This window comes from Streptomyces sp. NRRL F-5122 (assembly GCF_001507435.1).
Lineage (GTDB): Bacteria > Actinomycetota > Actinomycetes > Streptomycetales > Streptomycetaceae > Streptomyces > Streptomyces lannensis.
On record NZ_LMWH01000117.1, the window covers coordinates 56,078 to 71,023 of the forward strand.

Genomic DNA, 14,946 nt, shown 5'->3' on the forward strand with positions numbered 1-14,946 from the left:
GACGGGGGCGAGCGGCGATCTCCCGCGCCGGCCGGTCCGCCTCGGCGGCGCGCCGCGGCCCTCCGTGCGCGAGGCGCACCGACCGGACAGAGCCAGGCGCCGACGGGCCGCAGCACTACACACCGGATGCATCACCAGCCCCCGAGGCAGGCAGCAGAGTCCGCTGGGCAACTCAATCGCTGCAGGTCAGGGGAGCACACCTCGCGGATGCAGGGTAGATGATCAAGGCACGCCGCTTTCTGTATTGACCAATCCAGAAAGAGTGCTAGGCTTCCCGGCATGGCACGGATCAGGGAGTTCGACGTCGACCAGGCGGTCGACCGCGCGATGGACCTGTTCTGGCGTCGCGGCTACGCCGAGACGTCCCTGCAGGATCTGCTCAAAGAACTGTCCATCGGGAGCGGCAGCTTTTACGCAGCCTTCGGCTCGAAGGAACAGCTCTACCTTCGCGCCCTCGATCGCTACTCCGCCCTCCAAGCGGACGACCTGGTGAAGATCCTCGAACAGGCGACCGAGATCCGGCCCGCGGTGCGGCAGATCCTCGTCACCATGATCGAGGCCGATCTGGCCGACCCCACGCGCGGATGCCTCGTGGTCAACACCGCCACCGAGTGCGGCAACCAACCCCCGGCCACCGAACGCGTTGCCGCAGCGATGCGACACGTCGAGTCGTCACTTGCGGGAGCCCTGGAGCGGGCGAAGTCGCGGGGCGAGTTGTCGGCGGACAAGAACCCGGTCGAGTTGGCTCGCTTCCTGACCACATTCGTCCAGGGCCTCCGAGTCGTCGGCCAGGCACGCCTTGGCCGTACCTTCACCGAGGACGCCCTCACCGTGGCGATGCGCGCCCTGGACTGACCACAGGCGTGCCCCGACTCACACCACGTGAGCCGGGCCGCCGCTTGCCAAAATTGTGTATCAATCAATCCACAAAGGAATGCTCATGGAACTGCATCTCAAGGACAAGGTCGCCGTTGTCACCGGAGCCAGCAAGGGCATCGGCCTGGCCGTGGCCGAGGCGATGGCCCGCGAAGGCGTCCACGTCGTCGCCGGCAGCCGCCACTCCACACCCGAACTCGATGCACTGGCCAAGACCTACGACGTCACGGTCGTGCCCGTCGACCTGGCAACCCCGGAGGGGGCCGAGACCCTGGTCCGTCAGGCGGCAGAGCGCCACAGCCGGATCGACATCCTCGTCAACAACGTCGGCGCCGCCGAACCCCGCAACGGATTCCTCGAGGTCAGCGACGCCGACTGGCAGCGGATCTTCGACCTGACCTTCTTCAGCGCCGTGCGTGCCAGTCGCGCCGCACTCCCCCACCTGGCCGAGGCCGAAGGCGCAGCAATCGTCAACATCAGCTCCATCAACGCCCGGACACCTTTCCCCATGGTCGTGGACTACTCGGCAGCCAAAGCCGCGCTGACCAACCTGAGCAAGTCGCTGTCCGAGGAGTTCGCGCCGAAGGGCATCCGCGTCAACGCGATCTCTCCCGGCCCCGTGCGCACACCGTTCTGGACAGCTCCGGGCGCTTTTGCGGACACAACGGCCGCAGCCGCCGGCACCACGGCGCAAGAGGCGCTGGACGTTGTGGTGCCTCAGAGCATGGGCATCACCTCGGGCCGTATCACCGAGCCGCAGGAGGTCGCCGACCTCGCCCTCTTCCTGGCCTCACCGGTGGCAGGAAACATCAACGGAGCCGAGGTGGTCATCGACGGCGGCCAGATCAAGACCCTCTGAACGCTCCTGCGGGCAGGACCCTCCCCTGACCCGCTCCGTCCTCGGCGACATCGCCGGCTGGGCTCGACCTTCCCGACTCAGCATTGCGGGGCGGTATTTGCCCCCCGAACGAGCACGAAGTGCGGCGCATGCGACAGACATCGCGCATCCGGCCACCGTGGGGCCCCGTCCGTGCCGGATCGCCGAGTTGCCGCACGACACCGGGCAAGAGGCGCGGAATTCATCCGCGCCCGCCCCCAGCCGACCCGGTCGATGAAATCGTCGGCAGCTCCCGAGGCACGGCTCACCCCACTCCGGTCTATGCATGGCGCACACGTGCGACATACAGCGATGCGAGGCCGCAACCACTGATGAACCTGAGAATCTGTCGTTCAGCAACTGGAGACAAGCATGTCCGTCAACGAATCGATCACCCCCGAGCCGATCCTTCACTTGGGTCTGGGATTCATGGCTTCAAAGACACTACTGAGCGCGGTGGAGTTGAACATTTTCACCGTCCTCGCTCGCGGCGGTCGAGATCGTGCATCCATCGCCGCCGAAGTGGGTCTCCACCCCAGATCTTCCGCAGACTTCCTCGACGCCCTGGTGTCGCTGGGCCTGCTGAACCGCGACGATGAAGGCATCTACCACAACAGCCCCACCGCCGAGATTTTCCTGGACCGGGCCAAGCCCTCCTACGTCGGCGGAATCCTGGAAATGGCCAACGCCCGTCTCTTCGGCTTCTGGGACAACCTCACCGATGCCCTGCGAACCGGCACCCAGCAGAACGAAGTCACCCACACCGGGGCCCCGTTCTTCGCAACGCTCAGCCAAGACCCCGTCGCGTGGCGCAACTTCCTCAACGGCATGAACGGTGTCAGCACACCCCTGGCCGCAGCACTCGCCTCCGACTTCGACTGGAGCGGCCGACAGCACGTGGTCGATCTCGGTGGCGCTCTGGGGGCCGTACCCGCAGCAGTGCTGCAATCCCACCCCGAGATGACCGGGACCGTCTTCGAACTGCTACCGGTACGCCCCGTGTTCGAGGAATTCGTCGCCACGCACGGCCTGTCCGACCGCCTCTTCTTCCACGGCGGCGACTTCTTCGCCGACCCCCTGCCTCCCGCCGACGTCTACGTCATGGGGCAGATTCTCCACGACTGGAATCTCGAGCAGCGACAGTTCCTGCTCCGCAAAGCCTATGACGCCCTGCCGGACGGGGGCACACTGATCGTCTACGATGCGATGATCGATGACGCCACAACACTTATGGCTTCATGGTCTCGCTGAACATGCTCATCGACACAGAGGGTGGATCCGAGTACACCGTCGCGGATGCGACCACCTGGCTGGCGGAGGCCGGCTTCTCCACGGTGAACTCTCGTCCCCTCATCGGCGGATACACGACCATCTACGCCACCAAGTGATCCACCCTGGAGCATGCAGTTGAGCTGGGGCGTGGGAACGCCACCCAAAACGGGCAGGAATCACATCGTGCCGTTCTGACATCACACTGCACGGCACGACGTCAAGCAAATGTCGGCTGGCCGTACTCTGGAATATGGCTCTTCACTATCCAGGGTGCAGTCGTGGCCTGAAACCGTCGGTTTCCAGTAGGGATCTGGCGATGTAGTTGGTGAGGTTGCGGAATCCGAGGGCGGTCCCTCGGAGGTGTTCGAGCCGTCCGTTGATGGCCTCGGTCGGTCCGTTGGACGTGCCCGGGCGTTCGACGTAGGCCAGGACGTCGGTAGCTCGCTTCTTCAGTGTCCGGCCGAGCGTGATGATCTCGCTCAACGCGCTCGGGACGCCCTGGCTGACCGCTCGATCAACTTCGCCATCAGCTCTCGGCCCTTGCTCCGATCGGGTTCGCGGTAGGCGGCGATCATCCGCTGGTAGACCCCCCACGTGGCTTCGGCCTCAACGTGGGCGTCGCTCGCAAACAGCGTGGCCAGTCGGTCCTTCTGATTGTCGGTGAGCAGGTCAGTGCCGGTGTGGAGGGTTCGCCGTGCGGTATAGGGCGAGTTGCTCTCGCGTCCGCGATGCCCGTGGATGGCGAGTTGGACACGTCGGCGGCATCGGTCGAGTGCGTCGCCAGCCAGACGCACGACGTGGAATGGGTCCATGACCGCGACCGCGTCGGGCAGTTCCTCGCTGGCGGCGGTCTTGAACCCGGTGAAACCGTCCATCGCGACGACCTCGACGCGGTTGCGCCAGGGCTCTTCGCGGTCGGCGAGCCAGGTCTTGAGAGCCTGCTTGGAACGGCCTTCGACCATGTCGAGCAGCCGGGCAGGCCCGGTGCCGTCGCGGTTGCCGGTCAGGTCATGATCACGGTGACGTACTTGTCGCCACGCCTGATGTGGCACCACACATGCTCGTCGACGCCGATCGCGGTGACGTCGTCGAACCGGCCCGTGTCGTCGATGAGGACGCGCTTGCCCTCGGCCAGAACGGCATCGTTGGCGGCGGTCCAGGCGACCCCGAGCCCTTCGGCGACACGAGCGATGGTGAGGTGCTGGCAGACGATGGCCTCAAGCGCCCACCGCAGCCCGCGGCGCGAGAGCTTCGCCCGCGGCTCGGCCGCCTTGGTGGTGTCTTGCCGCCACACGTGCCCCCGGTTGATGCAGCGGTAGCGGCGGATCGTGACGTGAAGGATCGTGGGCCGCCGGCCGAGTGGCTCGTGCGCCAGCCGCCGGGTCACAGTGTCACGCGGTGTGCCTTCGCAACCGCAGCGGCGGCACCACTGATCGGAATTGACGACCCGGCACGCGAGAACCGCATGGTCCGGGGTGAGTCGCTGACCGGTGACTTCGAGCCCGAGCTCGTCAAGGCGGCAGAACGTAGTCATGTCAGCGCGGGCGAAGCCCGCCTCAGGGGTAGCGCCGTGCAACGTCGAGGTCTTCCGGATGGGCTTGGTGTAGGAACCCCCTTCCTTGGGAGACCTCGACGCCTACCCGGCCACCGACGCGGGGTTAGCTGCCACCGCCGGTGGCCGCAAGTTCCTGACGGTTGATGATCTGAAGTCAACCAGGTGAGGGCGAATCGCTGCTTCGGCCCCGGTACGCGAAGGTGACCGGGGCCGAAACTTGGACGGTGGCTTCGGTCGTGGCTTGTGGGCCGTTCAGCGGCTGATGTCGTCCAGCTCGGTCAAGTCCTCATGAGAGAGGGAGAGTCCCGCGCCGGCGATGTTCTCGCGCAGGTGCGCTGTCGATGACGTGCCGGGGATGAGCAGGATGTTCGGTGATCGCTGCAGCAGCCAGGCCAGTGCGACGGACATCTGTGTCGCCTTCAATCGAGCGGCGACCGCCGAGAGCGCCGAGGACTGAAGCGGGGTAAAGCCCCCGAGGGGGAAGAAGGGCACGTACGCGACGCCTTCGGTGGCGAGCCGGTCGATGAGCTTGTCGTCGTGGCGGTGGGCGAGGTTGTACATGTTCTGCACGCACACGATCGGCGCGATGCTCTGTGCCTCGGTGACCTGCCCCTCGGTGGCGTTGCTGACCCCGAGGTGGCGGATCAGGCCCTGCTGCTGGAGTTCCACGAGCGTCTCGAACGCCCCGGCGAGCGAGCCGGGCTGGGGACCTTCGGCGTTGCCGAGTCGGAGGTTGACCAGGTCGAGTACTTCGAGCCGGAGGGACTTGAGGTTGTCGTGGACCTGGCGGCGCAGATCCTCGGGTCGCCGGGCCGTGGGCCAGCCACCCTGTTCGTCGCGGGTCGCGCCCACCTTGGTCACGATGTGCAGCGACTCGGGATAGGGGTGCAGTGCCTCGCGGATCAACTCGTTGGTGACGCGCGGCCCGTAGGCGTCGCTGGTGTCGATGTGGGTGATACCGAGGTCGACCGCTTCACGCAGAACGGCCAGGGCACCCTCGCGATCGGTGGGCGGCCCCATGACCCAGGGACCTGCCAGTTGCATGGCGCCGTAGCCGAACCGGGTGAGGGCCAGGTCACCCAGAGTCCAGGTGCCGCCGGGAAGAGAGAGGGAGGGTGTGCTCATCTTGTTGCCTTTCGTCGTGCACTTGGGGGTGGCGCCTGCTGCCTCCCTGCATCAGCATTGGAGAGAAACTTCCTGTCGGGAAGTAGGCACTCTGGAGTGCGTAACCACCCATCGGTGAGAGGTGCGATCAGTGACGACGATGAAGGCGGCCCAGAAGAGGGCTCAGGCCAAGGTGGAGTACAACGCGTTCCTGGCAGGGTGCCCCAGCCGGCAGCTGCTCGACCGAATCTCGGACAAGTGGGTCGTCCTGATCCTGTGTGCGCTGGGTGGCGACAACAGCCCTGGCCAGCCCGGCGCAGCACACTCAGACGCTCCGAAGGCGATGCGTTACTCCGAGATCTCTCGACTTCTGGCCGGGGTCAGCCAGAAGATGCTGACCCAGACGCTACGGTCGCTGGAGCGCGATGGTCTGCTCACCCGTACCGTGACGCCAACCGTCCCTGTCACCGTCTCCTACGAGCTGACCGACCTCGGTCTCTCGCTCCACCACATGACGCGCGGGCTCAGAAAATGGGCCCAGACGCACATGGCCGAGGTCCTCGCAAACCGCGGGAACTACGACACTCGCACCCCCTGACGACTCACTTCCAACCCTCCAATAGCTCCATATTCTCGGCACTACACCCTCAACTGCGATGAGCCTGGAATATCCGAGGGTGGCCAGCGGCAAAGGCCAACGACCGGAGGTGACCGTGAAGACGCGGCAGACTGCTACGCCCTCACGGATCGGTCGAATTGTGTTCCCTTCAGCGGGGGCCGAGCGCTCGACGCGCTGCGCCAACAGGTCCGAGCGTGCCTCATCCTCGCCCGGACACAGCGCTTGGGTACTTCGACTGACCCCCTCCGGACGCGCGACACCGCCCGTGGGGAAGCGGACCATCCAGGCGGCGTAAAACTTGCCCTACTTCACAGGGCCCGTGGATTGCGATCCGCCCGCAAGGAATTGCTTGCGCCCCCTTCACTTACGCAGCCGGGCGCTTCCATGACGGGTCACGGCCCGCCATTCCCAGAGCCCGGTCAAACAACGGCGCCGTGGGCGACACGCTGACCTCAGGGCCGAACACCCCGTACTGCCTCGCCATCTCGGCCTTGCCGGCGATGTCCTCGTACAGCACTGCGGCGAGTTCGTCGTCCACGTTCAGTTTCTGCCCGGTGGCCACCGCCAGGTCCCAGCCATGCAACAGCCATTCGCCCAGCACGATCCCACCGATGAAGCGGGCCGGCATCCGCCCGCTCCCGGTCAGCGCCGTCTCGCCGACCCATGCCTCCGGAGCGCTCCAGACGGCGGCGGTCGCCGCCGACCGGGCGGCATACGCCTCGGCCCAATCCGGCTCCGCGATGAAGGCGTGTCCCTCCGTCACTTCATTCTGTGCCTGCGGGGCCTGCTTCAGTCCCGCGGCGTGCCCCCGCACACCGGTCAAGAAGATCAGGTGATTCAGGAGTGCCCCAACCTTCAGCTCCGGACACGGTGTGCACTCGTCGAACGCGTCCGGCCCGATCCCTCGGACGATGTCCACCGCCGATTCGGCGGCTCGGGCCATCACAGATCTCGTCTCCACGTAATCCCTTCCCGCTCGCCGTCAGGCACGGTAGACAGGGTGACGATGACGGGTATTGAACAAACGCGACAGCGGGCCATCCTCGACCCGCGCACCGCAGCTGAGCGGTTCCGACTCGACCACGAGCCGGCCCCGGCGGATCTGACCCCGTTCGTGGACGGGTACTGGATCCTCCACTGGGACCTCACCGAACCGCACCGGCAGCAAGTCCTCACCCACCCGGTGGTCCACCTCACCTTCACCACCGGTGGGCAGGCCCAGATCACAGGCATCGTCAGCGGCACGTTCACCCGAGAGATCTCTGGCACCGGCCGGGCACTCGGGCTGCGATTCCGACCCGGCGGCTTCCGCCCCTTCCTCACCGCCCCGGTGTCCACCCTCACCGACCGAGTTCTGGACATCGAGGAGATCTTCGGCGCCGCAGCGCGCGCGGCAGCAGACGCCATCATCACCGAACCCTGCGTGCCCACCGCGCTCCACCTCGCAGCCACGCTCCTGCGCGACTTCCGGCCTACGCCCGACCCTGCCATCGACGATGCGGCTGGGCTGGTCGAAACGATCGGCAGCGACCCTGCTGTTCTACGGGTGTCCCAGTTGGCCGCGATCGCCCACATGAGCGTGCGCCAGTTGCAGAGGCTGTTCGCCGAATACGTCGGCATCGGACCCAAGTGGGGGATCCGGCGAGCCCGCATGCAGGAAGCCGCCGCACGTGCGGCCACCGACCCGCAGGACTGGTCCGCTCTCGCGGCGGAGTTGGGCTACGCCGATCAAGCACACTTCACCCGCGACTTCACCGCATGCATAGGCACTTCCCCGGCGAAGTACGCGTCTTCGGCGGGACGCCGGAACGACGCCTGAAGTACCCCGAGCCACCGGCTGGCTGTGGCACGCGGCGCCGTCAAGGTGAAACGCTCAGCCGAGTTGCTTCGGGATGAACCGGGCAGAGCTGTGTCCGTAGTCGACGAGAGCAGCGTGAAGCTCGGATCGTCTCCCACATGTCCCCCTGAGAGGGCGCGACGCGGACAGCCCTAACTTGCCTTGGGTCGCGCTGCACCTTTGTCCGAGGCGGACTCTTGTGCGTCCTTGAGAGGAAAGGTCTCCTCTTCCCCGAAGTCAGGGGCCTGGAAGGGGTTGGTCGTCGGAAGCGGCGATGCTGCGGTGGGGCGGCAGGGCTGCGTCTCCAAGGCGGAAAACAGCGAGGTCAGATCGATGAGCGGTCTCTCTTTCGTTACAGGTCCCCTGACGGGGGCCTGGGTGTGCCGTGACCGGGCACGGCGACCCTACAGCTTGGTCATCTTGGCGTACGGGCTCAAGATCCGCATTTGCGCCGAGCCGAAATCCACGAGCGCTGCGGTTCCCTCCTCGATGCCGATCACCCGGCCGAGGCCGTACATGTCATGCGTGACCTGGTCACCCACGGCGAAGTGCTTGGGAGCCGGGGGGACGGGGGCCTTGAACGGGCTGGTAGGCAGATGACGCTTTTGCGCAGCAGGCTTTGTCATGGCTCATTATGCGTCTACGTGTATCCAGTTCGCTGTGGCCGTCGGCACAGATCCGGTCGAGAACAACCGGTTCATGCCGCTGACCAGGGGTTTCGAGCGAAAATGAACCCTAGATATCCTTCGCTGACCGTGGCTGGCTCTGCATCCGGCTCGGCTACGGCACGAACCTCAGCCGACGACCGTCGTCCACGGCGACTCCTCCACCCCGTGAACGGGGTGGGTTCACGCTATACCGGTTGGGCTTGGCTACATACCGGTTGGGCTTGGCTACGGACCAGGGCGCAGTGCTGCTGGATGAGCCGGGTGAGGACGTAGACCGTCTCGCGCCACGCTTCCAGGGCGCAACTGACGGTGATCGGATCGTCTGGGTCACCGGACACCCCAAACCCCTGGTGCCGGAGTCCGATCTTGCTTCCAGCAAACCGGATCCGGCGCGCCAACCACAGCAGGTGACCACTGCCTCGCCCGGAAAGGCTCAATCCGTACGGTCGTAGGCTTCCTGCGACGCTGACACCTCGCCGAGGTGCGCGATCGACCACTCCTCCAGCGCGCGCAGCGGCTCGCGCAGGGTGAGTCCCGCTTCAGTGAGCGTGTACTCGACGCGGACCGGAACTTCGGGGTAGACGGTGCGACGCACGAGCCCGTCCCGTTCGAGCCCGCGGAGAGTCTGGGTGAGCATCTTCTGCGAGATGCCCTCTATGCGTCGGCGCAACTCTGAGAAGCGGGCGCTGCCGTCCCAGAGGGCACCCACTATGAGCACCGTCCAGCGGTCGCCAATGCGGTCCAGGATGTGGCGGGTCGGGCAGTCCGCGCGGTAGGGGCTGCCGCGGAGCACCGACTCGTCCTGAGTGGTTACCACAAAGTGCCTTCTTCCGAAAGGAGAGCTGCACTCATACGGTAATCGCGGTGCGTCGCCCGACGCCACCGGTCCCGTAGAAAGGCACCTCGTGTCTCGCATCACCGTCATCGGCGGCACCGGCTATGCCGGTTCGGCCATCGTCGCTGAGGCCGCTGCTCGCGCTCATCAGGTCACCGCGCTGAGTCGCTCGCTCCCCGACGCGCCCATCCCGAACGTGACCTATGTCGAAGGCGACGCCACCGATGAAGCGACGCTCTCGGCAGCCATCGAGGGCGCGGACGTCGTAGTGGCCGCACTCGCCCCACGCGGCCCACTGGCCGGCACCTTCCGCGACGTCTACAGCACCATCGCGCGTCTGGCCGATGCGGCAGGCGCACTCTTGTTCGTCGTCGGCGGCTACTCGTCGCTGCGCCCCGCGCCCGGGGCGGATCGCTTCGTCACCGACCTCAGCCACATCCCCACGGAGCTCCACGACGAGATCCGCGCCGGGGCGGCGCTCATCACTGAGGACCTCCCGGCCACGCCCGCGACACTCGACTGGGTCTTTGTGAGCCCGGCGCTCAGATTCGGCGCGCATGTGCCCGGCGAACAACTGGGCCGGTATCGGCTCGGCAGCGACGTCGCGGTTCAGCCCGAGGACGGCGGCGCGATCTCCGCCGCCGACTACGCCCTCGGTTTCGTCGACCTGATCGAGAAAGGCGACCATCACAGGGCACAGGTCAACCTCGGCCACTGAAGCCTTCGCGGGCCAGGTAGTAGTCACCTGCTGTGGTTGGCGCGCTGGATCCGGTTGCCTGGAAGCACATCTGCCCCTGCGACCGAGAAGCTCGAATCCCCTGCTGGAAGTCGGTTCTGCCAAGGTCGGACTCCTGCACCAGGGGTTTCGGGTGTCCAATGACGCAGACGATCCGATCACCGTCACCTGCGCTCTGGAAGCGCGGCGCGAGACGGTCTGCGTCCTCACCGCGCGCCCGGCTCATCCAGCAGCAATGCGCCCGGATCGGTACCCGGCGCGGCGCCCGGAGGCTCGGCGTGTTCCGCCAGGCCGTGGTGGTATTGCACCGGTTTCTCGACGGCACACGGGTACGGCCACTGGCCATGGATGACGCCGTCGACGCGCGATGAAGCTCACCAGGTGTGACCGGCCTGGGGCGGAATACTTCCACGGCGTGGTGCGAAGTCATGGCCGGTTCGCTCTCCAAGGCAATCAGCATGGCCGTGCAGTCCTTACCGCACTTTCGCGGCCGATACGGGCTTCCTGCGGGTAAGCTCCGGCGTCGTGTAGAGCGAATCCGAGGTTCGACTCTCTTCTCAGGTCACGGCCGCTCTCGGGTGGGGCAACAAGGCTGCCGGCCAAAGGGGTTGAACGGAAACTCATCACCGTGGTGCTCGTCGCTCCGGCTTCTTCGGTGCCGAGCCTCACCGGTCCGATCAACAGCGCTGCGGAAACCAACTGTGCCAGTGGGAGGGACGAAATCATCGGAGACGAGCCACTCGCCTCTCCTCGGGAGGTAGGACGGCGCGACGCAATGTATGAGGTCGGCCAAGAGGTAGAGCTCTCTATGGATGAGGTCTACGCACGCCGCCACGGCAAGATGACGAGGTTTGCCCGGAAGAAGCTGCGCGGAATGCACGTGCCCGAGACTTTCGTCAGCCCCGAGGACGTCGTGCAGGACGCCTTCGCCAAGGCATACCGAAACCCCTCCCCCATTGAGCAGCCCCAGGCATACCTCTTCCGGATCATCACACGGGAGATCCAGAACCACGCGAGGCGGGCGAGCCAGTACGCGCAGCCACCAGCGGAGTCACAGGCCGACATCCGTGTGGCGATCGACGACGCCGGTGAAGTGATCTCCGATCGTCGCGACGTACACCGGGCCCAGGCCACCCTGCCTGCGCAGCAGTCTGCGGCGGGGTGGGCGACCGAAGCCTTGAACTGCACCCAGGCGGACTCCGCGGGCGGGGTGGACAGAAAACCGGGCGGCGCGCGGGCCGTGGCCGGTTTGAAGGCGACGCTGACTGTATCCGCCGCTCTTGCGTCCGTGCTGCTGTGTGCCGCGGGCTCGACCACCATCCACCGCTACAGCGCCGCCAGCCGCAACGGACAGCCTCAGCCCCAACTGATGCCGGACATGCCGCAGCCTGCGATCTACGGCTTGTGGGCAACGGCAGTCGTGTACGGCCTCATGCTGTTGTTCATGCTCGCCCACCGCCCGCTGCTGCGAACAGGGGCACGCGCCCGTCGCCCCGACTGGGGTGACCCAGGCCGCTGATCAGGGCGGATGGCCACGGACATCCCTTGGCCGCAGCTGTACGGGGACAAAGGCCGGCACCGTTGTCGGTGCCTGGTGACACCATTCGACCATGAGTGGCGAGTCGTTCAACTGGCATGAGTTCCTCGGACGTTGGCAGGAGGAGTGGATACCGCGCGAGGACGAGGACGATGCGCAGAGCGCCGTCCCCCTGGGCAGGCCCGGGGCGGGCAAAGCGGCGATCGTCGCGGCGGAGGAGCGGCTGGGGCGGCGGCTGCCACCCTCGTACCGGGAGTTCCTGGCCGTGAGCGACGGGTGGCACGTGGACGAGACGGCCGGGGTCTATCAGCTCGGCGGTGTCGAGGACATCGGCTGGTTCCGGGATCCACACGGCATGACGCCGCTGTATCAGGAGAATCTGGGTGACGACCCGCGCGAGGAGGACGTCCTGCTGGCCGGGATGTGGCGACGGGCGCTGCAGCTGGAGACGGACTCGGACATGTCGCACGCTCTGCTCGACCCGGGCGACAGTGATCAGAACGGCGAGTGGGCGCTCTACGTCTACCGGGGTTGGAGCGGTGAACTGCCGGACCGTTACCCGTCGTTCCGCGCGTACATGGAGGCCAAGTACCGCGGTTTCCAAGCCGACCGGGCGGGGAGGCCCGGCTTTGTGAACGCGACCACTCGCGTCCAGGACGCCCATGTGGATGAGGGCCGGCTGCTGGCCCTGCGCGGACGGTACGAGGAGGCCCTGCCCCTGCTCGAGGAGGCGCTGTCCTTCGGTCGGCCACGGAGCGCGACGCTGTTGAACCAGCTCCGGCATCTGCTGGCTCCGCACAGCGCTCAGGGATACGGCGACCTGGTGGCCGACGCGCGCTACCTGCCCGAGATTCTGCCGTTGGAGGCCATGGCGCCGGCACGCGGCGAATGGCGGCTGGGCGGGGACGACCACTGGCTCAGAATGATGACCGCCCGTGGGGCCGACCAGGGCACCGCCGAGGCCGTACTGAGCGCGATGCGGGACGGCACCCACTCCTACGCGCCTCCAGGTCCATGGGGCCGGGCCGTCGCCGAGGCCCGGGAGTCGGCCCGCTGGGGGGCGACAGACGCCGCGTGGCGGGTGCTGCGCGCCGCCCTTGCGCTGTGGGAGGCGCCCGGCCCCTTGCTGATCGCTCCGATCGGTCTGCTCGCCGATCCGGTCCTGGGTCCGCTGATCACTCCGGAGCGTGGGCGGGAAATCCTCGCGACACCGCGGGCCGGGGAGACAGGACCCGCTCCCGAGCCGGCGCCCGATCTCGATCCGCCAGGCCTTGCCTGGCTGACGGAGCCTGCGGCGAACGGGCAGCGGTTCGACGGATACCGCTGTGTCTGGGTCGAGGGAGTCGACCCCGCTCGCCTAACTGTCCTCATCGGCGAGGAAGGAGCCGAACTGAGCACACCCGCACATCGGCGCATGATGCCCTGGCGGGCGCCCAACCCCCACGAGCGGGAAGGCGTCGAACTGTGGGAGGACCGGGCCGTGGTCTCCGTCGGCCGGACCGCCGAAGCGTGGGCCTTCGCCTTCGACGGCAACTCCCATCGCCGTCTCGACGAGAGGTTCCTGTCCCCCGCTCCAGCCGCCTCCTCGTCCGGCCGCGCGGTGGTGGTGTGGCGTGACCCAGGACGCTCGTCCCCGCGCCAACACCCGCCCGCCTTCCACCTGTCGGTGGCCGAACAGGGTGAGGAGCTCTACGCGTTCACCGTGCGGGGTACGGAGATCCAGCGCTCCGGCGCGATACCCGAGGCCCTGGACCCCGCGCGACTGTTCCGTCCCGAGGACAGTGAACCGGACTGTGAACTACGTCTGTTGGAGGCCATGCACACCGAACTCGGGCTCTCGCTCCCCCGCTTCGCGATGACCCAAGGCAGGCTCAGCACCTTCACCACCCGGTCGTGGACCCGGGCGCCACGCGCGGGCGAGGGGTTTGCCTACGCCGTCTTCGTGCGGCGTCGGCCCTGAACTCATCGCTTGGCCGCAGGGTCGGTGACCGCCGTGTTGTCGGCAGGGCGGTCGTTCACTCCTTCCCGGGGGTCGGTCGTGGTCTGCGCGCTCGGCGTCCCGGGCGTAGCCGGACGCTGGTACCGGCCGGTGGCTGACTGCACCTTGTAACGGTGCGTCCGCAGGACACCCCGAGGGCGGCATCGTTGAGCCCGGCATCGGCGATGTGATCCATGACGGCCATACGGTGCTGCTACCACTCGGAGCCGGCCACGGACTTGGATCGCAGTACGTGTGCCCGCGCAACGACCTTGTCAGACGGTCTTGACGAGGGTGCCGGCGTCGTCGAGTGCGGCTACTTCGTCGGCGGGGGCCGTGGTGTCGGTGACGAGGGTGTGGAGGAGAGCGGAGGGGCCGACGTAGGCGTGGGCGGTGTGGCCGAGCTTGCTGCCGTCGGCGGCGGCGACAATGCGGCGTGCGGAGGTGATGATCGCCTTTTTTACTGCCGCGTCGTCGAGGTCGTAAGCGGTCAGGCCTTCGGCGGCGCTCAGGCCGCAGCAGCCGACGACCGCGGTGTCGAAGCGCAGTGCGGACAGGGAGGCGAGTGTGAGGGGCCCGGTGAGGGCGCCCTCACCGGCACGGGGCTGTCCGCCCGGCACCAGCAGCGTGGTTGCGCTCGGAGGGTCGCTGAGTACGTGGATGGCCTGCAGCGACAGGGGCATCACGGTGACCTGCCGTCCACGCAGCAGGCGGGCGACTTCCAGGCAGGTGGTGCCGCTGTCGAGAAGGACGGTCTCGCCGTCGGCGATGAGTGAGGACACCTCGGACGCGATCCGGCGCTTGGCGTCGATGGACTCGTGGGCGCGCAGCGCGAAGGGCGGTTCCTCGCCCCTGAGCAGCAGGGTGCGCGCACCGCCGCGGACGCGTTCGAGGACGCCTTGTGCGGCCAGCGTGTCGAGGTCGCGCCGGATGGTCATCTCCGAGGCATCAGTCAGCCCGGCGAGCTCCGCAACCGTGGCACTGCCCGATTCCTTGACGGCCTGCACGATCAGCCTATGACGCTCCGCGTTGCTCATGCAGCGATTGAACAC

14 protein-coding genes and 1 pseudogene are annotated in these 14,946 nt (G+C 67.0%); 9 read left to right on the top strand and 6 right to left on the bottom strand.

Going from position 1 to position 14,946, the window contains the following annotated elements; translation table 11 throughout:
• The first annotated feature begins 279 nt into the window (after window positions 1-279).
• The 4 genes from ADL25_RS15155 (at window position 280) to ADL25_RS51535 (ending at window position 3,141) form a co-directional block, all read left to right on the top strand.
• Window positions 280-855, top strand: a complete 576-nt coding sequence (locus tag ADL25_RS15155) for a TetR/AcrR family transcriptional regulator (RefSeq protein WP_059128258.1) — start codon at window positions 280-282, stop codon at window positions 853-855.
• An 85-nt stretch (window positions 856-940) separates the two neighbouring features.
• Window positions 941-1,735: an SDR family NAD(P)-dependent oxidoreductase gene (locus ADL25_RS15160; RefSeq protein ID WP_059128259.1), complete on the top strand. Its 795-nt coding sequence runs from the start codon at window positions 941-943 to the stop codon at window positions 1,733-1,735.
• A gap of 390 nt (window positions 1,736-2,125) precedes the next feature.
• On the top strand, window positions 2,126-3,004 hold the full coding sequence (locus ADL25_RS15165) for an acetylserotonin O-methyltransferase (protein ID WP_234380921.1): 879 nt from the start codon (window positions 2,126-2,128) through the stop codon (window positions 3,002-3,004).
• A 2-nt stretch (window positions 3,005-3,006) separates the two neighbouring features.
• Complete coding sequence (locus ADL25_RS51535) at window positions 3,007-3,141, top strand: hypothetical protein (RefSeq protein WP_267889248.1); 135 nt, start codon at window positions 3,007-3,009, stop codon at window positions 3,139-3,141.
• Between the two features lie 145 nt (window positions 3,142-3,286).
• Here the strand turns inward: ADL25_RS51535 and ADL25_RS15170 are convergent.
• Window positions 3,287-4,559, bottom strand: a pseudogene (locus ADL25_RS15170) (ISL3 family transposase).
• A 273-nt stretch (window positions 4,560-4,832) separates the two neighbouring features.
• On the bottom strand, window positions 4,833-5,705 hold the full coding sequence (locus ADL25_RS15175; RefSeq protein ID WP_059128260.1) for an aldo/keto reductase family oxidoreductase: 873 nt from the start codon (window positions 5,703-5,705) through the stop codon (window positions 4,833-4,835).
• A gap of 139 nt (window positions 5,706-5,844) precedes the next feature.
• Here ADL25_RS15175 and ADL25_RS15180 point away from each other — a divergent pair, with 139 nt between their 5' ends.
• Window positions 5,845-6,282 (top strand): winged helix-turn-helix transcriptional regulator, encoded by a 438-nt coding sequence (locus ADL25_RS15180; protein ID WP_416070672.1) that lies wholly within the window; start codon window positions 5,845-5,847, stop codon window positions 6,280-6,282.
• A 385-nt stretch (window positions 6,283-6,667) separates the two neighbouring features.
• On the opposite strand, the gene ADL25_RS15185 is transcribed toward ADL25_RS15180, so the two are convergent.
• Window positions 6,668-7,246 (bottom strand): TIGR03086 family metal-binding protein, encoded by a 579-nt coding sequence (locus ADL25_RS15185; RefSeq protein ID WP_059128262.1) that lies wholly within the window; start codon window positions 7,244-7,246, stop codon window positions 6,668-6,670.
• Window positions 7,247-7,309: 63 nt separating this feature from the next.
• On the opposite strand from ADL25_RS15185, the gene ADL25_RS15190 reads away from it, so the two are divergent.
• Entirely contained in the window at window positions 7,310-8,122 is an 813-nt protein-coding gene (locus tag ADL25_RS15190; protein WP_063805652.1) for a helix-turn-helix domain-containing protein, read from the top strand.
• Window positions 8,123-8,544: 422 nt separating this feature from the next.
• Here ADL25_RS15190 and ADL25_RS15195 read toward each other — a convergent pair whose 3' ends face one another.
• Window positions 8,545-8,766 carry a CarD family transcriptional regulator gene (locus tag ADL25_RS15195; protein WP_059128263.1) on the bottom strand — a complete coding sequence of 74 codons (222 nt, stop codon included), beginning with the start codon at window positions 8,764-8,766 and terminating at the stop codon, window positions 8,545-8,547.
• 475 nt (window positions 8,767-9,241) lie between these two features.
• The gene (locus ADL25_RS15200) at window positions 9,242-9,625 is read right to left on the bottom strand and encodes a winged helix-turn-helix transcriptional regulator (protein WP_059128264.1); all 384 of its coding nucleotides are present in this window, start codon (window positions 9,623-9,625) and stop codon (window positions 9,242-9,244) included.
• 88 nt (window positions 9,626-9,713) lie between these two features.
• Here ADL25_RS15200 and ADL25_RS15205 point away from each other — a divergent pair, with 88 nt between their 5' ends.
• The 3 genes from ADL25_RS15205 (at window position 9,714) to ADL25_RS15215 (ending at window position 13,876) form a co-directional block, all read left to right on the top strand.
• On the top strand, window positions 9,714-10,361 hold the full coding sequence (locus ADL25_RS15205) for an NAD(P)-dependent oxidoreductase (protein WP_059128265.1): 648 nt from the start codon (window positions 9,714-9,716) through the stop codon (window positions 10,359-10,361).
• A 646-nt stretch (window positions 10,362-11,007) separates the two neighbouring features.
• Window positions 11,008-11,898 carry an RNA polymerase sigma factor gene (locus ADL25_RS15210; RefSeq protein ID WP_159044931.1) on the top strand — a complete coding sequence of 297 codons (891 nt, stop codon included), beginning with the start codon at window positions 11,008-11,010 and terminating at the stop codon, window positions 11,896-11,898.
• Window positions 11,899-11,989: 91 nt separating this feature from the next.
• Entirely contained in the window at window positions 11,990-13,876 is a 1,887-nt protein-coding gene (locus ADL25_RS15215; RefSeq protein ID WP_059128267.1) for an SMI1/KNR4 family protein, read from the top strand.
• Window positions 13,877-14,169: 293 nt separating this feature from the next.
• On the opposite strand, the gene ADL25_RS15220 is transcribed toward ADL25_RS15215, so the two are convergent.
• Window positions 14,170-14,931, bottom strand: coding sequence for a DeoR/GlpR family DNA-binding transcription regulator (locus ADL25_RS15220; RefSeq protein ID WP_059128314.1), 762 nt, complete (start codon window positions 14,929-14,931; stop codon window positions 14,170-14,172).
• Window positions 14,932-14,946 lie beyond the last annotated feature (15 nt).